Annotated in this window: 24 protein-coding genes; 5 read left to right on the top strand and 19 right to left on the bottom strand. The window is 41.6% G+C overall.

Annotated elements, in window-relative coordinates:
* Positions 1–44 precede the first annotated feature (44 nt).
* The 3 genes from AB182_RS02395 to hdtA are packed head-to-tail and all read right to left on the bottom strand — an operon-like array spanning position 45 to position 1,475.
* Complete coding sequence (locus AB182_RS02395) at positions 45–599, bottom strand: plasmid transfer protein (RefSeq protein WP_000235773.1); 555 nt, start codon at positions 597–599, stop codon at positions 45–47.
* A gap of 8 nt (positions 600–607) precedes the next feature.
* Positions 608–1,033 carry a hypothetical protein gene (locus AB182_RS02400; RefSeq protein ID WP_000836981.1) on the bottom strand — a complete coding sequence of 142 codons (426 nt, stop codon included), beginning with the start codon at positions 1,031–1,033 and terminating at the stop codon, positions 608–610.
* The gene (gene hdtA / locus AB182_RS02405) at positions 1,023–1,475 is read right to left on the bottom strand and encodes a H transfer determinant A (RefSeq protein ID WP_000952689.1); all 453 of its coding nucleotides are present in this window, start codon (positions 1,473–1,475) and stop codon (positions 1,023–1,025) included. Before hdtA ends, AB182_RS02400 begins: the two co-directional genes overlap by 11 nt.
* A gap of 443 nt (positions 1,476–1,918) precedes the next feature.
* Here hdtA and AB182_RS02410 point away from each other — a divergent pair, with 443 nt between their 5' ends.
* Positions 1,919–2,887 carry an IS5-like element IS903B family transposase gene (locus tag AB182_RS02410; RefSeq protein ID WP_072201439.1) on the top strand — a complete coding sequence of 323 codons (969 nt, stop codon included), beginning with the start codon at positions 1,919–1,921 and terminating at the stop codon, positions 2,885–2,887.
* Between the two features lie 56 nt (positions 2,888–2,943).
* Here the strand turns inward: AB182_RS02410 and AB182_RS02415 are convergent, their stop codons facing one another.
* Positions 2,944–3,582 carry a hypothetical protein gene (locus AB182_RS02415; RefSeq protein ID WP_012695436.1) on the bottom strand — a complete coding sequence of 213 codons (639 nt, stop codon included), beginning with the start codon at positions 3,580–3,582 and terminating at the stop codon, positions 2,944–2,946.
* Between the two features lie 11 nt (positions 3,583–3,593).
* Positions 3,594–4,631 carry a plasmid segregation protein ParM domain-containing protein gene (gene parM, locus AB182_RS02420; protein WP_000818954.1) on the bottom strand — a complete coding sequence of 346 codons (1,038 nt, stop codon included), beginning with the start codon at positions 4,629–4,631 and terminating at the stop codon, positions 3,594–3,596.
* 363 nt (positions 4,632–4,994) lie between these two features.
* Between parM and AB182_RS02425 the strand changes: the two genes are divergently transcribed.
* From AB182_RS02425 to AB182_RS30020, 4 genes are read left to right on the top strand one after another with little or no spacing between them, the layout of a single operon-like run.
* Positions 4,995–5,942 carry a metallophosphoesterase gene (locus tag AB182_RS02425; RefSeq protein WP_000718595.1) on the top strand — a complete coding sequence of 316 codons (948 nt, stop codon included), beginning with the start codon at positions 4,995–4,997 and terminating at the stop codon, positions 5,940–5,942.
* Positions 5,939–6,775: a hypothetical protein gene (locus tag AB182_RS02430; RefSeq protein WP_000700976.1), complete on the top strand. Its 837-nt coding sequence runs from the start codon at positions 5,939–5,941 to the stop codon at positions 6,773–6,775. Before AB182_RS02425 ends, AB182_RS02430 begins: the two co-directional genes overlap by 4 nt.
* The gene (locus AB182_RS02435) at positions 6,768–7,289 is read left to right on the top strand and encodes a hypothetical protein (protein ID WP_000598517.1); all 522 of its coding nucleotides are present in this window, start codon (positions 6,768–6,770) and stop codon (positions 7,287–7,289) included. The genes AB182_RS02430 and AB182_RS02435 overlap by 8 nt, the downstream gene beginning before the upstream one ends.
* A complete protein-coding gene (locus AB182_RS30020) occupies positions 7,286–7,675 on the top strand; it encodes a hypothetical protein (protein WP_000815011.1) in 390 nt (129 codons plus the stop codon). Before AB182_RS02435 ends, AB182_RS30020 begins: the two co-directional genes overlap by 4 nt.
* A 61-nt stretch (positions 7,676–7,736) precedes the next feature.
* On the opposite strand, the gene AB182_RS02440 is transcribed toward AB182_RS30020, so the two are convergent.
* The 14 genes from AB182_RS02440 to AB182_RS02505 form a co-directional block, all read right to left on the bottom strand.
* The gene (locus tag AB182_RS02440; protein ID WP_001278838.1) at positions 7,737–8,741 is read right to left on the bottom strand and encodes a ParB family protein; all 1,005 of its coding nucleotides are present in this window, start codon (positions 8,739–8,741) and stop codon (positions 7,737–7,739) included.
* Positions 8,738–9,991, bottom strand: a complete 1,254-nt coding sequence (locus tag AB182_RS02445) for a ParA family protein (RefSeq protein ID WP_001050364.1) — start codon at positions 9,989–9,991, stop codon at positions 8,738–8,740. Before AB182_RS02445 ends, AB182_RS02440 begins: the two co-directional genes overlap by 4 nt.
* 1,128 nt (positions 9,992–11,119) lie before the next feature.
* Positions 11,120–11,281, bottom strand: a complete 162-nt coding sequence (locus tag AB182_RS32500; protein WP_001371949.1) for a hypothetical protein — start codon at positions 11,279–11,281, stop codon at positions 11,120–11,122.
* Positions 11,282–13,829: 2,548 nt separating this feature from the next.
* Positions 13,830–16,511: a TraC family protein gene (locus AB182_RS02450; RefSeq protein WP_000387412.1), complete on the bottom strand. Its 2,682-nt coding sequence runs from the start codon at positions 16,509–16,511 to the stop codon at positions 13,830–13,832.
* Between the two features lie 8 nt (positions 16,512–16,519).
* Positions 16,520–17,470, bottom strand: coding sequence for an IncHI-type conjugal transfer lipoprotein TrhV (gene trhV / locus AB182_RS02455; protein ID WP_001022588.1), 951 nt, complete (start codon positions 17,468–17,470; stop codon positions 16,520–16,522).
* Between the two features lie 9 nt (positions 17,471–17,479).
* Positions 17,480–18,232: a protein-disulfide isomerase HtdT gene (gene htdT, locus AB182_RS02460; RefSeq protein WP_182911723.1), complete on the bottom strand. Its 753-nt coding sequence runs from the start codon at positions 18,230–18,232 to the stop codon at positions 17,480–17,482.
* 118 nt (positions 18,233–18,350) lie between these two features.
* Entirely contained in the window at positions 18,351–18,833 is a 483-nt protein-coding gene (locus AB182_RS02465; RefSeq protein WP_000377632.1) for a hypothetical protein, read from the bottom strand.
* A 7-nt stretch (positions 18,834–18,840) separates the two neighbouring features.
* Positions 18,841–20,196, bottom strand: coding sequence for an IncHI-type conjugal transfer protein TrhB (trhB, locus tag AB182_RS02470; RefSeq protein ID WP_000351841.1), 1,356 nt, complete (start codon positions 20,194–20,196; stop codon positions 18,841–18,843).
* On the bottom strand, positions 20,186–20,647 hold the full coding sequence (htdO, locus tag AB182_RS02475; protein ID WP_000521242.1) for a plasmid transfer protein HtdO: 462 nt from the start codon (positions 20,645–20,647) through the stop codon (positions 20,186–20,188). Before htdO ends, trhB begins: the two co-directional genes overlap by 11 nt.
* Before the next feature lies 1 nt (position 20,648).
* Positions 20,649–21,920 carry a TraK domain-containing protein gene (locus AB182_RS02480; RefSeq protein ID WP_000592092.1) on the bottom strand — a complete coding sequence of 424 codons (1,272 nt, stop codon included), beginning with the start codon at positions 21,918–21,920 and terminating at the stop codon, positions 20,649–20,651.
* Positions 21,920–22,708 (bottom strand): TraE/TraK family type IV conjugative transfer system protein, encoded by a 789-nt coding sequence (locus tag AB182_RS02485; protein WP_000783153.1) that lies wholly within the window; start codon positions 22,706–22,708, stop codon positions 21,920–21,922. The genes AB182_RS02480 and AB182_RS02485 overlap by 1 nt, the downstream gene beginning before the upstream one ends.
* Before the next feature lie 11 nt (positions 22,709–22,719).
* Positions 22,720–23,070: a type IV conjugative transfer system protein TraL gene (locus AB182_RS02490; RefSeq protein WP_001447770.1), complete on the bottom strand. Its 351-nt coding sequence runs from the start codon at positions 23,068–23,070 to the stop codon at positions 22,720–22,722.
* A gap of 17 nt (positions 23,071–23,087) precedes the next feature.
* Positions 23,088–23,441 carry a hypothetical protein gene (locus AB182_RS02495; protein ID WP_000423602.1) on the bottom strand — a complete coding sequence of 118 codons (354 nt, stop codon included), beginning with the start codon at positions 23,439–23,441 and terminating at the stop codon, positions 23,088–23,090.
* A gap of 1,148 nt (positions 23,442–24,589) precedes the next feature.
* A complete protein-coding gene (locus tag AB182_RS02505; protein WP_000594611.1) occupies positions 24,590–25,465 on the bottom strand; it encodes a RepB family plasmid replication initiator protein in 876 nt (291 codons plus the stop codon).
* Between the last annotated feature and the right edge of the window lie 34 nt (positions 25,466–25,499).

A 25,499-nucleotide genomic window follows, 5' to 3' on the forward strand; every position in this document is an offset into this window, starting at 1 on the left:
TTAAAAAAACCTGTATTTTTCCGTATATTCCGTATGTTAATGCGCTATTTTGAATTCTTGGCTTCAGATAAGCGAAGCGCGGTAATTATAGACTCGGAGCTTACCCAGGGCGTTTTTTGAGCAAGATATCCAAGTATGTAGAGGCCAATTTTAACGCAATCCATTTGTGAGACGGGGACCATGTGCATGAAGGGTTTTAAGCCATCTTTATCGACTGGAACTATCCCTGCGGATAACAACAAACCGCCCCTCTCGTTTGGGGTAACGCTTATATTTTTGTATACGACGTGGCCATGATGTGAGGTTTTCCTCTTATCAATCTTTAAAGTATGCATGATTCTAAGAAATACAGATGCCATCTGCATAACTTCATTCGTCGACAATTTTAGAAGTACAGAACGGTTTGAGCCCCAGTCATAATCTTTTTTTGCGTTCCTTGGAGCGACGTGCAATGTAAGATAATAATTATCAATCTCATTTGAAAAAGGTGAAGGTTTTGATGAGCTAACATCTTCATTGTTCATCTCAATGACAAGGGCTGCATCCTGACCAAATGCTTTAACATTATGGTTTTTAAGAGCGAAGTCTGAAGTTGCCATATAAAAAGTCACTTTTGATAAAACCACATACCGCCTAATGATTCATCATCGGCAAGATGCTTGAAATTTGATAGTGTAAATCCTGTTTTGGTTTCAGAAATCACCAGGCTGTAAGATGCCGTATGTACAAGGCGAGAATTGTTTAGATCAAGATCATCACAAAAACCAGGGCTTTTGACGGGGTCAGCCTTTTCAACAAAAGTTACTTTTGAAGCGATGCCGTTGATCACGATTTTCTCGTTATCAGCAATTTTAATGTTTAAAGAAGGCGAGCTTTTATCACATGGCAGGAAGAGTGATGTCTTTTTAAATGTGTTTCCAGTGAAGTCCAAAAGGTCAGGTTTAACCGGAACATTGTTTAGGATTTTATAAACTCCAGCAAATGCACATAACACAACAAAACCAGATAAAACATATCTAATCTTAGACTTCATCCCCCAGTTCCTCTCCTAAAAGTTTTAACGCGCTTACGCACATAAGCCTCAACTGATACAGTAAGTTATCAGCGGTTATTCCACCAACGAAGGTAACTGTACGTCGTATTGATGCTCCGCCAGGCTCGCACTGGATATGGCCAATACCAGAATCACGGAGGAAGTCATTTTCTGCACTTACAAGGTCTGACTCTACAGGTGGAATGATAACTTCAATGAGTATTGTATCAACTGGGGCCCACTCCCAATCGAACTTAAGAGAGGAAATTGGGGATATAGAAACAAGAAGCTCATCAATATTAAAAATTACGGGTTTTATTCCCATAACCTCAGACTGAATGAAGTGGCTTTCTACCATAACTACCGGAAACTCTGAAATAGTCAGAACTCCGATTAACTGGTCTCGGCGTAAACCATGTATTAGTGAGTTGCGAGATAGCATTCGATCAGCCTTTATTATAATAATCAATCATTTGGGACAAGGACAAAAGGGATTACAGAAACGAAGATTCTACATGAACATCGTTGTCAGTGACCTTAGGTCCATCGGGTATAAGGGTATCAAAAAATCCTTACATAACCATTAAACCACAAAGACTTTTTACGTAAAATAATAATTAAGTACCAGATTTATTAAGATAATTCTTAGGTTTTTTACAAATTTAGGAAAAATCCGCACTTCCTGTAACAGCATCCAAATTAACCTAAAATACCGTTTCATTAACAGTAATTTTACAGATTCAGCTGAAGCCTGAGTTTATTATAACAAAAAAAAGGCCAGCAAGTATGCTGGCTTTCCTGGTAAGACAAGTTGAACTCAGAAGTCGATTGTACTGTCTCTCACCTATCTTGCGGCTTTGTTGAATAAATCGAACTTTTGCTGAGTTGAAGGATCAGATCACGCATCTTCCCGACAACGCAGACCGTTCCGTGGCAAAGCAAAAGTTCAAAATCACCAACTGGCCCACCTACAATAAAGCCCTCATCAACCGTGGCTCCATAACTTTCTGGCTGGATGATGAAGCTATTCAGGCCTGGTATGAGTCAGCAACACCTTCTTCACGAGGCAGACCTCAGCGCTATTCTGACCTTGCCATCACGACTGTGCTGGTCATTAAACGCGTATTCAGGCTGACCCTGCGCGCTGCGCAGGGCTTTATTGATTCCATTTTTTCTCTGATGAACGTTCCGCTACGCTGCCCGGATTACAGCTGTGTCAGCAGGCGGGCAAAGTCGGTTAATGTCAGTTTCAAAACGCCCACCCGGGGTGAAATCGCACACCTGGTAATTGATTCCACCGGGCTGAAGGTCTTCGGTGAAGGCGAGTGGAAAGTCAAAAAGCATGGCCAGGAACGCCGTCGTATATGGCGAAAGTTGCATCTGGCAGTTGACAGCAACACACATGAAATCATCTGTGCAGACCTGTCGCTGAACAACGTTACGGACTCAGAGGCCTTCCCCGGGTTAATCCGGCAAACCCACCGGAAAATCAGGTCAGCCGCCGCCGATGGCGCTTACGATACCCGGCTATGTCACGATGAACTGCGGCGTAAGAAAATCAGCGCGCTTATCCCTCCCCGAAAAGGTGCGGGTTACTGGCCCGGTGAATATGCAGACCGTAACCGTGCAGTGGCTAATCAGCGAATGACCGGGAGTAATGCGCGGTGGAAATGGACAACAGATTACAATCGTCGCTCGATAGCGGAAACGGCGATGTACCGGGTAAAACAGCTGTTCGGGGGTTCACTGACGCTGCGTGACTACGATGGTCAGGTTGCGGAGGCTATGGCCCTGGTACGAGCGCTGAACAAAATGACGAAAGCAGGTATGCCTGAAAGCGTGCGTATTGCCTGAAAACACAACCCGCTACGGGGGAGACTTACCCGAAATCTGATTTATTCAACAAAGCCCTATCTTGCCAAAGTCGCTAGTCGCTTGTTTGCCTTAGCTTTAGATTTTATGCTTATGGAGGCGGTTTGATTTTCATCCGATACTTTTTCTAGCACTGGCACCACAGAGGAAATGGACTTTTCTTTTGAAATTTTGGATGCACCTGAAGAAAGTGGGCTTTCAGATGGTATAGAGGTATCGCTTCCCTCATTTTCAATCTTCACACCAAAGCAGGCATGTTCCTTTTGTACAAGGAAGGTTTCTTTTACAGAAACAGAATCCTGCTTTGAATTATCTAATTGTAGAGGTGTTAAATACTCCTTAAACTTTTGATCTAAGACATTCTCTAGCAATACATTAATAGGAGGCTTAGGTTCAGTATCTATAGTATTTCCATCATTCAGAAACCTATTAAGATCTGCAAGTGTTAATCTTTCGTTTAAACCATTTATAAAATTTGCCAAGTCAGGAAATAAATTATTTAATACCAACCCGGTACTAATAGCCGACCTAATTAAATCCAGTTGGTCACCCCTATGACAAAGTTCTGTTTTTTTCAAGAAACTATAAACATAGGGTGCTTTTCTTTCGGATATCCAGAAAGACCGGATCTGAATCCGGTCGTTATCTGCCTTATTTGAGATAGGGTATTTAGCCATGTTCTAGCTCATTATTCTGAATAAATAGTATCAGCAATTGCCAAAGATAATGCGAACTGCGGATTGTCTACCATGATAACTTTAGCCGTTTCAAAATGTTTACGAATAGCTGTTTCGATGAGATATGAACCTCCCCCAACAAGGAAAACATTATGAGGCCTCTCTTCGACTTGTGTAACCGCTCTGATTACTTTACTTTGCAACTTCTGTACCGCAGAGTTTACCGCATCAAAAACACCGTCACGCTTGTCCTCTGCAACCTTCAAAGCTGATTTATCATGACGATTATCAACAAGATGATGAATGTAAGCATTACTCGTATTCAGTTTCTCAGATTCAAGATACCTGCTGATCTCATCGTAAACAATAGAACAACCAATACGGTCAAAACCTTTTACTTTCGAAATCTGTTCTAATTGCCCAGTAATACTTGCAACATCAAGAGTAGTACCACCAAGATCAATTACCAAACTTGATTCAAATGAAGCAATATCCTCAATTTCATCTGCCCGGGTCACAGCTGGTAAAGATTCAGGGAAAACAGTCACAGACAAAACGTTAAAAGAATAGCGTTTACCGTCAAGATAACGCTCTACTGGTTTCATCAGATTATCTTTTTTTCTCTGAATATTTTCAATATTCGTTTCCCCTAAAGCAGTATAGAACTGGCTAAGTGGTAAAGTAACAAAGAGGTGAACATCCTGAGGAACTAAACCAGAAGCATGAAGTGCATGGTGAACATTTAACCGGCTAATTTCATCGTATTGGTGAGATACATCAGTCGATTCCAGTGAGTTACTAGATTCGCTGTGATGCGAAAACCTTTCCAGCCCATCAATAAGATAGTTAAAAGGATTGAGACCCTCATGGCGAACACGGAAATCTGGAACAAAACTATTTTGTGTAAGCAAGGGAACTAATTCGTTTCTTTCATTAAGACAAACCAGTTTTGCAGCTTTACTTCCATCATCGACAACGATTTTTAAAGCTTCAGTGATATCCTGCACTGATGGTGAAACAGGACTTTCAGATTTTAATAGTTCAGCCATAAAAACTCTCTTTTATTAATAGGACCATATTAGATATTAACTTTATACATTAATGGTGACCTATTATCAACATTAACACTATTAAAAAAATACGTAAGTCTATGTTATTTCAGCATCCTTCCATTTTAAATACCTTACCGTTAAATTTCCTGTATTCATGTATTAACCATGTTTATAAAGGAGCCAATTATAATCAGAAAGTTACTTTGCATCCTAAGTATGAACTGTTTGAGAGCCAGGACTGGGGCCTTTACCTGTAAGTAACAAAGGTCCTTAGGCTTAGAATCCAAAATGACGCCTTTTTGTAAAAAAATCATAGTTCGAAATACCGTATCATCGATGTAAACATACGTAGAGGAATTTATGGCAGCTGAGCACGTCCAAACTATAGACCTTACAAACTTCTCCGGAAGGATTTTCTTTCTGGCAGATCCTCATGGACATTACTCTGCGCTGTGCAACTTGATCCAATCAGTTACAAAGCCAGAAGAAGAGATAGTAATTTTCTCTACTGGAAATTTGTTTGACTATGGGCCGGAACCCATAGAATTGATGAAGGCGATAAACAGTGGCTTTTTCGATGGACGTTTTGTGAGGCATTTCTCAGCTGCCGGAGCCGGAGAAGAAATGTTAAAAAAATTGTTACCATTAAACAAAGACCGGAGAACATTTTACCCCAGCACATACCTCAATGAGAGATGGTGTGTAATGGGCGGAAAGTGGCATAAAGCTGTGAATCGTTACTATTTAGAGGAAGAGGTAAAAAAACTTCTTAATACCCAGCTTGGTACGATGATGCAGATTTTACTAAAAGGCGATATAAAAATTGGGGTTTGCCCTTCTGATTACGCCCCTATCCGCACATCATTCACTGATACTTATAATGCGCTTCAAGCATTCAACTATGCCAATGTGAATATTTTTCAGAGCCAGTTTCTATTCGGTATGGACCATGCCGTAATACCAATGATGATAAATGACGTCAACCTTATGGTCCTAGGTAGGAATCCTGTAAACAGCATTCGAAAAGCCCATGGTCGTACTCAAAACAATCTTCCAGTACTGATCGGTAATTGTTTGCATATAAATACTGGATCACTCTATATGTCAAAATTAGAAGACCAGGTAATAGTTGCTCCGGGTATACCGCAAACTGACTCACCAGCACTTACATTAGTAGAAATAATCATGAAGAACAATCCAGTTTTATTGTGTCATCAGCTAATACAAACAACAAACAAGTTTTATTCACTTAAAACCTATCCTTTAGAACTCGATTCGATTGAAAACAACATTGAGGTAACAAGATGAAGATAAATTGGAAGATTATCTCAATTTCAACATTACTTTTGCATCTTCACGCAGCAGCTGCACCACATCAAGAGAAAGAGCATAGAAAAGATGCTTTTTCTTCTGCCGCACAGAAAAGTGATTCACTTATATCTGCTAAAGCGGAGCTTATAAACGGAAGGTGGTTTATAAATGGTAAATATAGGCCTGTTCTAAAGACCAGCATGACCAAAACCAATTTCTTAGAAATCATGAATGTTTCAAATAAAGAATCACTTTTTATTGTGATACCAAAACTTGAGTATAATATCATTGCCAAAAATAAAATCTTACTAAATGAAAAAATTGCATTAAGCGAAGGCACATCCGGAAAAAGCATTGTTTGGGTCGAGCCAAAATCAAGTCTAACTATATCGTTTATAAATGACCTTGCTAATACGCCCCTTCAGGCTATCGTTTCGATCACAAGAAACAACAAAGATATAATTGCCATCTTTGGACCGGATCAGGGTAAAGGGTTTACTCTTCCCGGAAATACGTCTAATGATCAAGTGTCCGTTCCTGACTATTCTGACCTAAATATAAAAAAACTTAACATACCTCAAAGTGTTGGTAATCCAGTAACCATCAATCCTAAAGAGAAGAATTACCTCTTAGTTGGACAAGGAAAATATGAAATCTTATCTCTTCCTAAATATCAACATTTAGTATTTTCTGAACCCGTTTATATTGAGAAAAGAAAAAATATCCTCGGTGGTTATGGTTATTGGACGAAAGAAACAATTCTCTACCCCGGTGAATCATTATCTTTTATAACGAGCGCCAAAAACAATCTAAGGAAGCGGGATGATTAAAGTTATCACACTTTTATTGTTTGCATTACTGACTGGTTGTCAGTCAGTAGAAAGTAAAATCGAAGAACTCCCGACAGTTGGTTTTGACCCTATTCTATACAATAAAAGTGAGGCCTTTACTGACGGAAAAGTTACTTTACGTGTCGAAAGTTCAGGAACTGATGTTTGGCTTGTCGCCAAGAATGGAACCAGAAGTTTTATTGAGCTTTCAGGCCTAACGCTAGGTGGTAGTCGTTGTGCTTACAATGCCCGTAGTAAGCAACTTTTGCCCCCAGGCAGCGTAAGCACATTCGTAGTTCCTACGGTTGGAATGCTTGGACTTTGCTTCAACAATGAAGATCAACTTATGTTTATTAACCGTGCTTTTAGCAGAATCTCTCCCAAAGCAAAAGGAAAAGATTCGCTTTCGCTTTTATTTTCTGTTAGTTACGATTTTCCCGGAAAAGCGGACCTAATTACTAACCACGATTTTCAAGAGTTATATCTTTTATTTTTGAATGAGGATAATCTATGAAACAAACATTAATTGTTATTTTAATATGTTTTTGTCACACGGCTTTAGCATATCCATACCGTATCTATACTGTCCCGGAAGGGGCATTAGTAAAAAACATACTAACTAATGAATATCTAGGAAAAACCCCTGTGGTTGTGGACGTGAGCAATACCGAAGCTGGTTCTACTTTTGGGATTTCATTATTTAGACATGAAAATGTTGCTATAAAGATTTTTACAGTAATGCCTTCAGCAGAAAATAATTTTGCTGTTTCTGGACCTGACGTTGCAACTATGTCATTGCCGGGAAAAGCACCTTTAAACGTAGTAAATGATGGGAATGGCGCTTCTGTTCATATAGAACTAAGACCTTATATGTCTGAACCTGCGCACACCCCATATTAATATAACAAGAAATTAAAAATATAAATCATATGAACTGCATCATAAAGATGCAGTTCAATATTTATTCTGATACTTTTAATTTTTCTTTTATGAACTCCTCTAGTTCCTTAATAAAACCCGCATTTATCCTATTGAATTCAAAGCGAATTTTTCTACCAGTATTGTTTTTACTGATTCTTGCATACTTATCTTTGTTATCAAAAGTAATAAGATCACTTGTTTCCCATTTTGTGGAATAAGTTTTTTCACAAACACTTTCCACAGATTGTGTGATTTTTTCCATTACAACTTTTTGAGCAACCTGGAGATCTCCAATGTCTAAATCTTTTGTTTCCTCTTTAACATTATCTATTACTTCATCTAAAGGAAATAGATTTTTTTGCACATATTTCTGTAAACGAGACAAGCGACTATAATAGGAGTTCGGGATTCCTTCATAATCCGGGAATAAAGAGATTAATGTTTCGTCAATACGGGCCGCCTGGATTCTTTTGGCTACCGATACATGACTAATCCCAAGATATGCTGCGAGTTCTTCATTAGTAGAAAATCCTTTTTCTTCCATTTTTTTGATAAATTGAAACCCAACTTCTCTATATGAAAATTTTCGAGATGTTTGTGCTGCGGATATAATTGAATTTATATCATCTTCGGTTAGTTCATCCGGAAGAACCCACAGGGGGAGATCCTTTTCTGCCTTTATACAGCAGAAACGTCTGCGACTTCCTTCTATTAATAAATAAACCCCATCTCTTTTTACAGCGATCCCTTCGGTATCGACCCCTCTTTCTTCAATCTGCTTAAGAATATCTCTAACAGAATAATCTGTAAGGGCTTCTTGATTTCGTGGGTTCGCTGGATGGACTAAGGTCTCCTTCTCCACTCTCTGGGCTGGAACAATCACATGTTCCGCTTCAAGTCTCCGGCCCTTATGAAGAGTGAATAACTTTTTTATGCGAGGTGCTGTTTTCAAACCCGCAAGACCTGAACGGTGACCGACTTCTGTCCGCTTTGGTGCGTTTAAATATCGAGATTTATCATTCCCGATATGTTGCTCATCGCTCATGCGTTAACTCCTTGCTTAGCTGAAAAACTTTTTATTTCATTTATAAATTGCTGATATACCTGTAATACAGATTCTTCTGCGACATCAAGCTGCTTTGCGGAACAAAGTTCCTCTGATTTTTTGATATCAAGCACTGTACGCCCTTTGGAAGCAGCTGCCTTAAATGCTTCAGAATTTTTTATGTTAGCGGACATCAAAAGGTCCTGAACAGTTCTGATTAATTTATCCAAAACTATTCTTTCATATGGACTTTTGTCATCTACATTGACAGCAAGAACTTTGAACCATTTTAAATTGTCGCCCTTACTTGGTGATTGTTTAAACCTTTCACTTATTGTAAGCATGAAGTCTGTAGTAGAGGCGTAATCATATTCACGTGGTGACACTGCGACAAGAATCCCATCGGCCGCTTCGTCAGCAGCCCAGATCAAAGGTGAATCTTCAGGTGGAGTGTCTATAATAATCAAATCATAGTTCTGCTTCAGTACCGGTAAGATAACTTCCTTGAAACGTAGTAACAAAGACGTACGTTCTTCTCTAGAACATTGCCAGTATTTATCTTTAAAACGAGCATCTGTCGGAAAAGCCGTTATTACGTCCAAGTTTGGCAGATGCGTTGAAAAAGGCATATTAGTGATGATTTCTTCTTCAGAGAATCCTGAATCTAAATATTTTTTATACTCAGAATTTTCTTCATAAATTCCAAGGATTGCATCAATTGCTGTAAGGAAGACATCATCTTCTGAGACACTTTGAATCATGCTGCTTCCAATCGAACCTTGTGGGTCCCATTCGATCATTAATACACGTGCATTGAGTTGTAGATCTAAAGCAGCTGCTACTGCTAAAGCTACAGATGTAGTGCTTTTCCCTGTACCGCCTTTATGATTCTGAGTAACAATAGCTCTGCTAAAGTAATGATCGCGGTACTTGGGATAACCCAGGGCATCCATTATTTTTTGAACATCCCAGCGGGTGTAAAGATGATTTTTGTTTTGATAAATAGGTGCACCAACAAGTTCTTTTTCTTCTAAGTCCGAAAGTATTTTATTGAACGTTACTCGTGACTTCCCAAAAAAATCAGAGAGATTTTTTTTATTCAAACAGTGGTTATAGATCAGTCTATCAACACCATCAACACTATCATCAGAAACAGATACTCTTGATGAAGCCATCAGAGATTCCTTTAGAGAAATCTGCTCGCTTTTCATGCGCTGACCAACGAGGGCGATCTTTTCAAGTAAATTCATGGTTATGACCTTTTTGCACTGAAAACCGACTTTTACGCATATATGTAAACTTTACGTATAATGCGTCCATTTCCTTGTTATGCGTACAATTCTATCCTTAGTTTCAATCTTAAGCTAATGTTTGTTTACTTTTTTATGATTTTTTGTGAGCTTAACTTGCAGATGTGAGCTCAGACTCTCTAGTCCATACCTAATGCACAACCTGTTTAAACCACGATTCTTGTCTCCTTCTCTACGCTTTGAAGTTAAGAGCTCCATTAATGAATCTTCACGCCTACCCTATTTCTTGCTTAGACCCTAAAATCTATCTCACCGGTGTGCTGATATACGTTTCCTAACTGTGAACCGTTGTCGTCAGTCCAGTCTAAAGATATGAGGTGTTAATCTCTTGAGGAGGCACACTACGAATTATGGGAGCAGAGTTAGCAACCTCACCCCGAAATGAAACCCAACTTAAGGAGGCAACCCCAGTGTGGAGATTAAGGGGGTTAAATCTGCCAGCGGCTGACAGTGTCCCAGCTGCTGCTCAGTCACACCACGCCCTGATTTAATCCCCTGCCCGGTATTGTAATGACCGAAAAAAACCCGTGCACTGGTGTCGGCAGACCGGCATGCATGAATATGACGTTAATCTGTATCAGCAGGCACTTTTCGCATAATGGGAGCAAGTGATAGCAACGCCGCCCAGAACGGAATGCCAACATCAGGACTGAACCCAAGTTTGGCGATTAAGGGGGTTAAATTTGCAAGCGGATGACAGTGCCCCCAGCTGCTGCTCAGTCACACCACGCTTGATTAAATCTCTCGCCAGGTCTTGTTTTGACCGAAAATAGCCCAAGCACTGATGTCGGCAGACTGGCATATAGGAATATGACGTTAATCTGTATCAGCAGGTACATTTCGCATTATGTGAGCAAGTGATAGCAACCCAGCCCGGAACTGAAGGCCAGCATGAGGACAGAACCCCAGTTTGGCGATTAAGGGGGTTAAATCTCACAGCGGCTGACAGTGCCTTCAGATGCTGCTCAGGCATACTACTCTCCCTGATATAATCTCCCATATGTTCTTGAGATCGTCGGAAATCGCCCATGCACCGGTGTCGGCAGACCGGTATGCAGTAATGTGAATTTAATCTGCATCATCAAGCACATTTCGTATTATGGAAGTAAGTGTTAGTAAACCAAAGCCCGCCCAGAACGGAAGGTCAACATCAGAACAGAATCCCAGTTTGGCGATTAAGGGTGTTAAATCTGCAAGCTGCTGACAGTGCCCCAGTTGCTGCTCAGTCACACCACGCCCTGATAGAATCTCCTGCCCGGAAATGTGATGACCGAAAAAAGCCCGTGCACTGGTGTCGGCAGACCGGCACGCAGGAATATGACGTTAATCTGTATCAGGAGGCACATTTCGCATTATGGGAGCAAGCGATAGCAACCCAAGCCCAGAACTGAAGGCCAGCATCAGGACAGAACCCCAGTATGGCGATTAAGGGGGTTAAATCCGCCAGTGGCAATAAGATCCCGAGCGGTGTTTAAGAAATATTTCCCGAAGGACAATCTTCCGCTCGTACGATGAATATAGTGTTCAACCCGGGAGAGGGATCACTTAACCTGCTTAGCCTAAATCTTACGTCATTCTCTAAACGGAGTTTAAGCTTAATGGTCCTGAGAAAGTTAAAAGGACTACCCATAATGACGGTTTGAGATGGCGAATAAGGGTTTTTTCTGCCAGCGGCTGACATTGCCCCAGCTTCTGCTCAGTCACACCACGCCTGATTAAATCTTCCGCCAGGTCTTGTTATGACCGAAAATTGTCCGTGCACTAGAGTCGTAAGACCTGCATACAGGAATGAGGCGTAAATCTTTATCAGGTGGCAAGGTTCGCATCATGGGAGCAAGGGTCTTGAACTGGAGGTTAACATCATAAAATCCCAGATTGGCGATTAAGGGTGTTAAATCTGACAGCGACTGAAAGTGCCTTCAGATGCTGCTCAGGTATATTACACCCTGAAAAAATCAAGCATCTGTGCTTGCGAATATCGGAAAAGGCCATGCACCGGTGTCGGCAGACCGGCATGGGCAATGAGACGTTAATCTGTATCAGCTGGCGCATTTCGTATCATGGGAACAAGTGTTAGCAACCCTCTCCAGGACGGAAGGACACTATCAGGACTGATCCCAGTTTGGCGATTAAGGGGGTTAAATCTGCCAGCGGCTGACAGTGCCTTCTGATGCTGCTCAGACATACTATGCACAGATATAATCACCCGTCCGTCCTTGTGATTATCGGAAAAGGCCATGCACCGGAGTCGGCAGACCGGTATGCAGTGATGTGACTTTAATCTTTATCAGCAGGCGCATTTCGTATTAAGGGAGCAAGTGTTAGCAACCCTGCCCAGGACGGAAGGACACTATCAGGACTGAACGCCAGTTTGGCGATTAAGGGGGTTAAATCTGCCAGTGGCTGACAGTGCCTTCTGATGCTGCTCAGACATACTATGCACAGATATAATCACCCGTCCGTCCTTGTGATTATCGGAAAAGGCCATGCACCGGAGTCGGCAAACCGGTATGCAGTGATGTGACTTTAATCTTTATCAGCAGGCGCATTTCGTATTAAGGGAGCCAGTGTTAGCAACCCTGCCCAGGACGGAAGGACACTATCAGGACTGAACGCCAGTTTGGCGATTAAGGGGGTTAAATCTGCAAGCGGATGACAGTGCCCCAGCTGCTGCTCAGTCACACCACGTCCTGATAAAATCTCCTGCCCGGTAATGTGATGACCGAAAAAAGCCCGTGCACTGGTGTCGGCAGACCGGCACGCAGGAATATGACGTTAATCTGTATCAGCAGGTACATCTCGCATTAGGGAGCAAGTGATAGCAACCCCGCCCAGAACTGAAGGCCAGCATGAGGACAGAACCCCAGTTTGGCGATTAAGGGGGTTAAATCCGGCAGCGTGAGTAAGTGCCCGTGCTGTGTTAAAGAAATATTCCCTAAGGACAATCTTCCGCTCGGCCTTTTGTATAAAGTTGTCACCCCGGGAGCGGGGATCACTTTACCTGCTTAGCCTAAATCTTACGTCAATCGCTATCCGGAATTTTAGCTTAATGGTCCTGAGTAAGTTAAAAGGGCTACCCATAATGACGTCCCCAGATGGTGATAAAGGAGTTAATTCCGCCTTCGGCTTACAGTGCCGCAGCTGCTGCTCAGCAACACCACGCCCTGATTAAATCTCCCGCCTGTCCTTGTGATGACCAAAAATAGTCCGTGCACTGGCGTCGTAAGACCGGCATACAGGAATGAGGCGTTAATCTTTATTAGGTGGCAGGATTCGCATCATGGGAGCAAGGGCCCTAGAACTGTAGACTAACATTAGAAAATCACAGTTTGGCGATAAAGGGGGTTAAATAAGTTAAAAGTCTTCGGTGAGCAAATTGGATAAATTTTCAGAAACCAAACCGTTAATAATAAACTTTTAGAAGAATGATTAAAGGATATTAAGTTTTGTATGCAAAATGACACCAGTGATCTGTTTTCACTAATAATGCCGCGCTACTTTGATTACCTTTGGTAAACAAAAATGTAATTTACGTGATTTTCATCTTATAATGTCAGTATTGAAGTTATAAATTTTGTTTACTTAATGCGTACACAACCTAACTGCGATTTGTATTTATGTCACTGTTTTTACACCACATTAATTATAAAACCAAAATTTGCAGCACAGTGATGAACTCATTAAGTCACAACCTCATTTGTTTACTTAAGGCATACAATAAAAAACCAGATTCTTATGAGACATCTGGTTTAATTATTTTTGCTTGAAGATATTTACTCTACGCGGCCAAACCCGCTGCTACTTCTTGAGCATAGAGAATTTCTATTGCCTCGCCATAGCTACAATTCTCGCGGCTTTGAATTTCCCATAATTTACTCCTGTCAGCACTATCCGTAGTAAAACAAAGCTCCATTTTCCGGTCTACGTATAACCGACAGATCTCTTGGAAGTTTTCGAACCTGACTAACATCTCTGAAAACACCTTTTTGACTGTACGAATATTTTTCATACGTTCATATTCTGCATCTGAAGTAGAAAAATATTTATTAGCCTTCATTGCTTCAATGCTTTCTTTTTCTTGTTTCATGATTATCTTCCAAGGCGAGTTAGCAGTCAGGGCCCGGCCAACAGAAGAAGTAAAATAATCTTCAAACGACTGTGTGATACAGATGCCAGCGCAGTTTGTTTTCCTGAACCTACGCCATGCCGCTTCGAGGAAGGAAGAGAAGAATTGGTTTGATTGATTTCCGGCACCTGATGAATTATCAGGACGAATGTACTCCCATGCTTCATCAAGGATGAACAAGCGACGACGCCCATCTTTTTTGATGAACATTGCATGCTGAGCAGCCTGAATGATAGACATTAATACAACTGTCTGAAGGTGGGGGGTGCCTTTTAGCTCCTCCAGTTCCAAAACAATAAATCTGCTGTCGAAGTTGATTGGAGGCAACGTATCGGTAAACCGGTGCCCATAAATTCCACCTTCGCACCATGCTCCGAGTTGCTCCCCAATATCCTTTATACGTTTGTCTTCATGCTTCTTGCAACGCAGAGCAAAGCCGGTTATTGAACCGGTCCGACCTGATTTTCTGGATTCTTGGTACTCTTCTGCAATAAGCTGAAGCATCACTGATTGTTGATAATCATCGATAAGGCCTTTCTCTGAAGCCATAATTTTTAGCTGATTCAAAACCATTATGGTCTGAGCAACTTTGTCTTTTTCTGCATCGTTTGAAGTTGATTCACCGGTAAATTCAGGTGCTTCGTTAAATACATCGTCGTTAACAGTGATGTCAGTTAGGAAGGCAAAGGGATTTAGGGTGAAGTCAGGGGTTTTACCGAAATCAATAAATTGACTGTTTGTATATTGTTCCGCAATCCCCTGGTAAGAACGGCCCACGTCCACAACAAATACTTGAGCACCGTCAGGATCATCATCTGGGTATTCGTTTTCTAAAAAATGCTTAAATGTTGAGCGATAATGAACGAGGTTATTAGATCGCGGTCCAGCTCCAAGATAGTTATTGATTAGATATGCTGTCCAGAATGACTTCCCTGCACCTGACGTTGCACCAATAACCATGTTATAGCTTGCAGAAGTCTTGAAAATATCAAGTCCCATGAGTTGACCTTCACGAGAAACTAAACTCAGTACTGGTCTATCTGTATTACCTTTCCAGGGCCCAAAGATCGGTGTCATATGAGCCGCTCCGGTGTTGCTCACTACTTCGGAACGGTCAAGGTCGAAAATTGTCTTTGGGTCATTGCACATTGGCAGACATGACATAAATGACGGGAAAACGATAAAGGAATCATCTGCTACTTTGACCCGGCTTTCGAGGTAAAAGGATTTGAGATCGTTAGCTGCTGTCTGCACAGAATTGGCATTACTACCCATAACAGTGAAAGTAAGATACCCTCTTAAAAGCTTTGCGCCATCCTCAAGCTCGCGAGTTACGGCCATGTAGTCATTATCCATATCCCGCAGGCGAGGGCAGAATGTGACAACTGAAGGTATACTTGCCTGTTTATTAGTGATTGCTTTGTAGCGGACGTTTTCTTTTGACAACTTGAGCGGATCGGCAAACTGAACAGTCTGAGTGATCATAAATGGGCTGAAAATTGTCTTACGTCCATGCATCCAGTTAACTACTAACTCATACATACAACCGAAATTGACGTATTCAGGAAACTTTACAACGGAAAGTTGTTTGAAGTAACGATGCTCAGATTCGTCGTCACTTTGTGTGACTGATGAGAAATGATTTTCTGTGACTGTATACTTACGGCCGGGAACGTTAACTTGTTCATTAAGCCTTTTCATAGTGTTAACGTCTATGAAACCTTCAGCCCACCGGGAGTTCTTTCCGGGGTTTACGACCTTATCTATACAATAGAGCCAGTTTTCTGCATCGACCTTAAACGGATGCAATCCAATCGTAATTAACTTACTTACAAGTTCAGAGTAAAGTGAATCGATACGCGAATGTTCCAGCTCGGTAGGAAGGGCAGACTGTAAAGGAATCGATAGCGAGATCCATACCTGAAAATCCCTCAACATAAGGTTATCATGATCAGGTTTTAAAGGCTTATGCATACTTCTGTCGTAGTAGTCCAACTGATAACCATTAAGCAGATCTGCTTTAAGCTTATCGTTCCCAGTCATACGCCCACCTCGCACAGCTGACCAAGCACTAAGCTGTAAAGTCAGGTCTGGCAATGCAGTCAGAGATATTTGACAGACAGTATCTGTAGGGAAATCCATTTTGAACATTTCAGCAAGAACATCTTGCTGATTATCAAAAACTCCAGGGGATGGATTACAGATAAACATAAACCCTAATCTGTTGCCATCAATCAAAAAATAGTGAGTCCCTGCTAATTGATCGTAAACAGGGATAAACCCACCTAATTGATGGCGATTTAAACCGCTATTGTAATTATTGATAGCTTCCATATTTGACCTTACAGTTGTCTAACAATGCCGTTCGAAGAGACAGCTTTAGTTGCTTTTTGTTGCTGCTGCATATTTTCCCGGGCCGCATCCTGTACTTCTAAAGGAACTATGCGAGCTGGGTTTGAGGTCGAATTCTTGCCAGCAATCCATGTTTGCGGTTTTACGTTGACATAAACGTAGCCGGGAAGATTAAGCGCATCGTTATCATCGGTATAAGGTGCAAAAGTAATTCTCATTACTTTCCCCTGTTGCAGAACAGCAAGTGGTTCAGGAGCCACTACAGCTTGTTTATAACCTTGCGAACGGTATTGCTGGATCTGCCCAGGGTTGAGAGTCGGGTTAACGGGCTGGCCATTGTAAAGAGAGTACATATCCTTACCAGGGCTGATATCAGAATTAGGTGCAACGTAGCGTGGGGCATTTCCAGCAGAAACCGGATAGCTTGTTTGTTTAACGACTTCCGCAGCCGGATGAACGAAAGGGTTACCAGTTGAAGAGGCAGTGCTATAACTGCTAGTCATCCTTACGTTTGAATTAACCGGTACACCAGAAATAGGCCGTGGTCCAATGGATGAAGTAGGGGCACCCATTTTTAAAGTTTTATCGTACATGACAGGTAACTGACCAACTGGCTTAATTTCGGTTTTTGAATAAGCCACAGGCTGATTTTTAAGGGTAGTAGACTGTGGATATTTGACTTCCCCTGGAGGGCTAATTTCAGTTGGATAACGGCTGTCATTGACAGCCGATTTCTCCTTTCCCGATTCCGACTCTTCCCCCGCCAGTGCAGACAGATCATCTCGATTATTAGTTAACTCCATAACTTCGCGAGGACCTTTACAGATAACGCCCTTTTCAATGCCTGGACATTCGGATTCGGAACTACCGATGGAGCACCCCGTAAGATATGAGGATGTACCTACAACCAGAGCACTGAGTACCAATCTTTTGATGTTCATAAACTAGCCTTAATTTGTCTCAAATGGATTTTTTAAGAGAGGTTCAACGCTTTGGTTCAACCAGTAGTCGAAATCTTTTGGAATGCCATTACCAGCCAAACCATCCTGTCTGACAACTGAAGGTACACCCTGCAATTTATAAATTCCTGCGAGCATCAATGACGCTACCAAAGGTTCCGCCGGACATTCTTCTGCTTCTTTTTGAGAGAGCAATCTTTTTTCAATGTCGGATTTGCTTCCCATTAGCCAACGAAGAATATCGAGGTTGTTTATTTTTCCTTTTTCTTTACTACACCAGAGCCTTCTAAGCTCTTCTTTTGGCTCACCGGGTGAGGGAACTAAAACAATATCTATCCGATACTTGTCCCGATCTGCATAGAATTTCTTAACAAGTTCCATGCAACCGTCACAATCAAGTGTTATGAAAATGGCTGCTTGTCTTTTAAGCTTTGAATTTCCCAGAGGAATGGACGCTACAGTTTCCAGAGGGAAGGGGGCCTCATCAAGACTAATAAAATAGGAATTCCTGATTTCTTCTACAGTCAGAACAGGTTTACGTTTAATTACATCAACAAGGCTTCCCCCAGTAAGGGAGTATCGGCCATCGGTCGTTACTGCCATTAGCTGCGAACGTTCGTCCTGAAAGAGGTATAGCCCACCAGAAGGAATGTATATGGCATCCTTAGGTTTATATCCTTTCATTTTTGATAACACACCCGAGATCTGACTGGGTGAAACGCCACCTTCCTTTGCCTTTGCCATTAACGCAGCAGCATCACTATTAGTTAGGACCTGCTCTGAAGCATAAGTGACCGTATTCGCCATAATGGCGAAAGCCGCCATTAAAGGGAAAAGTAACTTTTTCACTATTGGGTGCCCTCTACTTCTTTGCATTATAAGAACTTGATTGTACCGCTTCAGAGCTATCTTCAAGTTCCATATAAGTGACGATTTCAACACTATCCGGTACAGTAACGGCAAGCGTTGCATCAATAATTAAATAGCCACGGTCACGGTAGATCTTCATTAATGTTCTGAAATATTCTTCGAATTGAGATCTATCATTGTCAGCAGTACGGCCTCCGTGATGCTTGAAAAATTCCTTACGTAATTCAGGCATGTCAAGCACTGCAATCTTGTACGAAGGCTGGGATTGTTTATTGAAGTAATCGTAAACATTCATAAAGCCTTTATAACCATAAATAATGACCAATACGGCAAAGGCGAAGAAAAATAAATACTTCAATATTTTTTCAATATCAATTTCGAAGGTAATTTTTTTTGTTGTCCTTTCTCGCACCATTTTTTTAGTGATTTCAGGTCCAGCTGATTCAGGCGATTCTTTTTTTTCTAAACTATCCATTTAAACCTCAGCGACTGGTCAGATTCGTTGGAATTGTAGTTCCGGTCTGAACGACAAATGTAATAGCTCGGCCAGGGCTAATTTCTACGATTGGCCACTGTTGTTCTGCAATTGCGGTGTAGTAATCGACGAGTCGATTAAGACCACCTTGAGCTGCACCAGCCCCGGCTAATGCCCCAAGTGCACCAAAATTAGGGGACTGATACTGAGCCTGTGAATTAGGGTCGATGTTAAGTGAAGATACCTTACTGGGACTTAAGCTACCGGCAAGTGAAGAAAGTCCACCGGCAAATGCAGCTCCTGCAATTGCGTTACCATTTCGGCTGATAAGCGTGCCTCGGATCCCATTTTTTCCGTCATTTTCACTTACAGCATATGCTTCCAGTTTTACGTCAAAAGCTTTCCCTTTTGAATTAACACAAGAGATAGAAGTGGCACGTATGTAAGCACGCTGTGACGCCAGATCACCAACAGCTGAACCCAGAAGGTTACAGTCACGCAAATCCATGGTGAAATTATTGGGCATGATGACATCTTTTTTAATACGCATCGTTACTGGCATTGGTTCTGATTTGGAAGAAAGGCTTGTAGGCGCTTCAAGCCCGGTAATCAGAACACCAGTGATAATAGATGTTGCCGGAAGAAACATTTCATCTTTTCGGGCAGCATGCCGCGCTTTGCTATCAACTGGCGCAGTACCATCACCTCGTACAGTCCGAGTTGGCGCTTTATCTCCTGCAATGACCTCTCTGCCTTCCTTGATTCTGTTTTCAGACACGGGCATAACCTGAATGACACCATCGGTACCATTAGTCTTAATGGAACTTTGTGTGATTGTTCTCATTGGGCTATTACGCGTAGGTGTGATAGAAGCGTAATTAGGGTTTACGCCATTAATCGGCGCATTAGCATTAAGCTGATAAGGAGCTGCCGGTGCCTGCTCATTAATCGTTTTACGCGAACTACCAGCATCCAAGTTACGATTGCCGTTTCGATTTGTCTGCATATCATTAATTTGCTGAGACAGCTGCTGAAGTTGAGAAGTTAAACTTGCAACTTGGGCTTTAGTTTCCTGTTGGGCTTTTTCTGCTTTTTCGCGGTCCTCTTTCGCCGCATTTTGGTCAAGTCGGTTTTGCTTAACCATTTCTTTATATACTTTCTGGCTTTCTTCATTACTCAATTTGTTCATTTGCGAATCATCTAACAACAAATTGGTCTGCATGTCTTTTTTCTGTGTTTTCTTTTCTTTCTTAACTGGTGTGGAAAAAATAGACTGGCTAATAATATAAACAATCACTACCAGCAGAGCGCCAATAACAGAAAGTCTGACGGTCTTATTTTCCCAGGCCTTTTTAATGTCCATGATTAGCTCCACTTGTAGGTTTCTGGAATCGTTTAATTTTTAGATTTCGTTCGCTGTCAGACATCTGAGGAACGATATAGGGTTCACCTGCTCTGGCCCAGTTTTCACGAACAGATGGATGATTCATTTCAGCTTTATCTATCTGGCTCGTTCTAGATATTTCATGTTTGTAATTAGGTTCCAAAACGTTACTTTTGTGATAGTCAAAAGCATTCTCCTCATTAATATTGCCCTCTCCTACAAATTTATCAATAAGAGTTGGATCGTTCATTATTACTGTCTGAACGGGAAAAGCGTTACTGCCATCTTCGATACTAATGGGTGCGTCCGGAACGATTAATACACTCCTTTTTGGTATATATTCTGACCTGTAGTAAAAGCTGGTTAAAGCAAATACGACAAAACCAATCACGGTGGCCCCAAGCAGAGCAGGCAAAGTAACTTTTCCCATATTATTTTCTGATTAGACTTGGTCTGGTTGTAACCCGGGCCTCGCGTTCCTTGAACAATTTATCCCGGACTATGTAAAGCTCTGTTTCTTCTCCCGGTTGCAGGTATGCTTTATCAAATAAAGCACTTGCAATAACGCCTTCTGCCATACACTGCTGATCAGCAACGATTTGACCGTATGGTTTATCGTTTTTCACAAGAATTACATCAATAAGTTCACGTGAGCCAACCAGTCTCTGACCGAGCTTTGCATACATATTAAAGTTACATGGTGACTGCTCTGGCGCAGGAATACGAGAAAGTCGGTCCTGTTGTAAACTGAATCCTGAAGGGACCTCACCAAGAGCCACAGGAGTCAATAAATCAATGATTCTTTGTTTATGATCGTCTTGTTTTGGATCCGTTGGAGCCAGTTCTTCTGACTGGGAGCGGGCCAACATTTCCTCATAGTTTTGCTTATCCAATGAGGTTTCACGTTTGGCTTGCATAGATGGGCTTAAAGATGTAGTAACTGAAATCATCGCACCGGGAACATCAAGCGGTACCAGGGTCAGGTTATAGGTCGATTCAGGTACCTGATCTTCAGACAACATAATCCCGATTGGTTTATCGGTATTAGTTGAAATAAAGACATCGCCACCATTAACAAATATGCTTGCCTCTTCAGCAGGGGTAGAAGTACTGACAGAAGCATTCTTGAAGCTGGTCGATATTCTGTTTTGAAGTCCTCGTGAAACTGGCAGTACCACATTCCCACCAGGCGGCACATTTACACGCTGAACTTCTTTATATCGGTTACGAGCTTCGACATAAAGTTCATCGGCTTTTGACGTGGCGGTCGCATTGGTTGCATTCTGCTGGGAAGAGGTACCTGTTGGTCTCCCATAGCTATCAATTGCACCAGATCGGGTCTGTGCGTCAAATCCGGGGAGACTAGGATTATTTGATAATGCTCCAGTAATAGCGCTTACCGCAGGCGAAGCATTGCTGGCTGGGGAAAGTTGCACGGTAGGGAGATCAGTTGTAGGTTTTTGTCCCTGCGCATTACCGGCTTCACTAAGGTTTGTTTGTGCACCTGACTGTTCAGAACCAGCTTGACCCGGAATAATGGCTTTTGCAGCTCCATTCTGAAATCCGTCAGCACCAACTGGCATTACAACCGGGTTATTAATTGTTGCTGGCAATTGGTATTCTTCAGCGATTACGCAGTTCGAAGTCGTGAGCATGATCAATGCTGTAATTGCGTTGAAGCCTAAGCCCTTTTTTTTAATCATCACTTGTTACCTGTAGACGGTGGCGGATTATCCAGCGTTGCCAGTTGCTCTTTGCCGTTTATCGTAATTTTTTTAATATTCGGTGTTCCGGAATATTGATTTACATATGCAATTCTTGGGCGACCATTTTTCATCCCGAGAACCCATTCATAAGTCCATTTCGATGATTCAGTTTTGTCCGGAACATTTACAAGTCGAGTCGTTTTGGTACCCCAGACATAGACCATGTCATTTTTTGGATCAAAGTAAATATCATTAGGCTTAAAGGTCTGCTCAACACCACGAGCCTGCATGATATTTATCTGCTCCTGTAAAGACTCACTCGTTTTAGCCTGTAGTTCAGGTGAAAGGGCATCGAGGACATAGGCCGTCACAAAGGAAATATTAGTTGGATTAATATTCCCTAAAAGGGTACTAAAAAAGAGAGCCCATTGTGTTTTATAAGATTCCGATGCTTTGTTACCAACAACCGTGATCTCTTCATTCATGTTTGGAGGGGTAACAATCGTCACTGGGTCAGTGAAAAAAAGAATCTTTGCAACCAATAACCCAATGACGGCTATTGAAACAGTATTAATGCGGATAAGTTTTGTATCACGATTAATCAGGGCGCTGTATGTAATTCCAGCACCTGACGCTTCAGCTTGTGGGCTAAATCGTTTTTTAATGTCCAAAAAACGTCCCTTAGCACTTTCATCTTTCTTTACGTATGACTGTTCAAGATCACCGTTTTCATCCTTTTTAGATTTTTTGAAAAAAGGGATGTTAATGCCACTTAGCATTTTCATTCATAGCTCCATCAAGAATACAAATCTCTGATAAATGGATCGTTGAAATAACGGCTACTAAAAACTGCTTTACCTGGCAAAAAACCGAGCCACCAGAGTTTGTGTTTTAGCAATCCTCTTATTCCTGACTCAGCTGCTTTGTTATACGCAATCCAATACACAACCGCTGCTACAACAGAAAACCCGAAGCATTCGAAGATATTCCCAAATGCAACCAGAATGAATGCAAGCCCTAATTTTTTGGCATCCCAAAACAAAATCAGTAGAGGCATGTTGATCCTGAAAGGGAATCTATAGGTATGCTGAGGAACGTCGTTCTGCTTACTCATTAAAAATCCAGAGAGGGGGATGAACCCCCTCATGCATGATTAACAATAAATTACAGCGGTACGCCAGCATCCATAAAGGTGCTGATAATTTTCTCGCCGTTGGCCATTACCAGCATCATGAATAATGAAACCAGTGCCAGGCCCGGGTTAGGCTTAAGGACAGAGAAATATACGCTTGAGATCAACATCGCGGCTGCCAGAATTTTGCCCGGAGCTCCAGTCATACTTTCACTCATGTATGACCAAATATCTCCCAGTGCCCCATCATCTGAACCCGCATATGCCAGACCGCAAAAAAGCACGGTCAGCAGAACAAACAAAATCACTTTTGCGCTTTTTGTTTTAAAAAGTGCAGCCGTGTTAGATTTCTTTTCACTAAGGCCAATATTTAAAGAAAGTTCCATAATTACTCCGTGTAGATTTGAGTTCACGTAAACGCGAATGAATAATACTTTTTTATTCCGATCCTTCCGTTCGCATAAACCCCCTTTTTTTAACGTTTAGCGATTGGTGAATTTTTAAGCAAAGGGCCTAAAGCATAATCTTTGAAAGGTACCAGTGAACGCTTAGTAAAAGTTTGAAAGAGGGGAGGGGGTAAGATTACGTTAAGCTCAATCCTGAAGCTGATGAGACTCCTCAAGCATAAAAGTCACTTTTGATGGTTTGAAAAGCTCTAACTAGATATCGGGCAGGTAACTAAGCTTCATATCTAATCTTTTTTGTTCCCTTATTATCTATCTCTTGATTCTGAGAAGGCCGCATATCACTGTGCTCCCTGGTTCGGCAACTATCAGTTGGAGAAACTACATACAATCCTCGGGCCGGTGCGTCATTCATCTAAATGCCTTTTACACCTCTGGGCGTGAGTGGGACTTTGTCTTGTCCATACGAACATCATTCATTCGAATGCTTTTGGCCAATGCTATTTAAGCAAATGCTTTCTGGCTGAGTCCTTTTGCGAATGAGTCTTTGATATAACTGCATGAATTTTGGGTTGTTTGGTGTACTAACAAAACAAAGGCATTTCTTTGAATGCCATTGGAGTTGTGATGCTTCTGATATTTTTTTGATCTCATATCAAGCACATAGTCCTTCTGATGCCCAATGTCATAGATGTCTTGGACCATTCTCGCTCTTAACAAAGCTGAACTGTGTGTCATTCGACCTAATGCCATTCACCAAAATGCCTTTTTATACCACTGCATAGCTATGCTCGGGATACAGTGGCAAACAAAAGCATTTCAATGAATGAATTTTTGGGATACCGACATCAAAAGCATTTGTATGAATGTAAGAGGCGTAATCCACAAAAGGCATTCACGTGAATAGAGTGCGCACGAAACCATCTTGCTCAACGGCATTTAATGAATGGGCTAGCATGTACGCTTGAGTCAGAAAGGCATACAGATGAATAGTCAGGAGTTCGTTTGAAAAGTTACTTTTTTGCACATTAAGCCGAGATGTAAGACCAGTAGTAAAAGAAGCACTAAGCATAGCACTGATAAATAACTTATTTTTCAGCAGGTTATAACCAGTGCATACCAGATAGCTTTCAACCTTGTTTGGCAAGGGCCAGCTTAGGGCTTCTTTTGAAGATCTGAAATTGTATGTCGCGACCTTTCTTAACTTCTTGATAATCGAGATATCCGATAGATTCAAGTTCCCGCATTGCTTTACGAATTATCTGGTTTTGCGTACGAATAGGGGTTGTAAGAAGCAACCTTTCCCTCAACCGTTTCATATTAACGAACAACGTACCAGCTGGCATTGCTTCAAAATAAATATAGAGAGATTGCGCAGCTTCTTTTTTAGCCAAAATGTATAGAACCTGAAGGCTTAACAATGTCTTATGGTCGTAACGATACAGTTCCCACATAGAAGGATCCCCAACCAGCTCAACAGTATCGCTTTTTGGATCAATCATAGCCTTCTGCACCAGATGCGTTACTGTGAACCGACCACTACGAGAGTCTGAGAAGGCAAGCACTACCGATGCAAGGTTCATTAATGACTCTTTAAAGCGCGCACGAGTTCGTTTGTTGATGTTTGTTGAACTGATACCACACATCTTCGCAAACTCGTTAAAAGTCAGGCTAATCTTCTCGGAAGTAAAACCATATTTACTGAAAGCCATGATGATCCCGAGCCAGCACTTAAAGTCGGTAGACATAGATAGTTTGACACCAGTTATCTTGATGTCGTCATAACCCTCCGATCTTGCAATTTCCATACACGAAAGCTCATCAGAGGCATCAACTTCAAAGTTTCGGTCGCGGTTTTCTTTTGTGCCGACAGGGGTAAATACACTCAATCTCAGCAGGGCCACGGGCTGAACCGACTTGGACGAGTTAGGCGTCAGTTGATAAGTCTTACCTGATTCATTACTGGTTACGTCAAAAGGATGGATTAACTCGTTGTTTTTAATCATTAACTTAACTCGTCGGTGATAAGATTTTCATTTG

This window comes from Phytobacter ursingii (assembly GCF_001022135.1).
Lineage (GTDB): Bacteria > Pseudomonadota > Gammaproteobacteria > Enterobacterales > Enterobacteriaceae > Phytobacter > Phytobacter ursingii.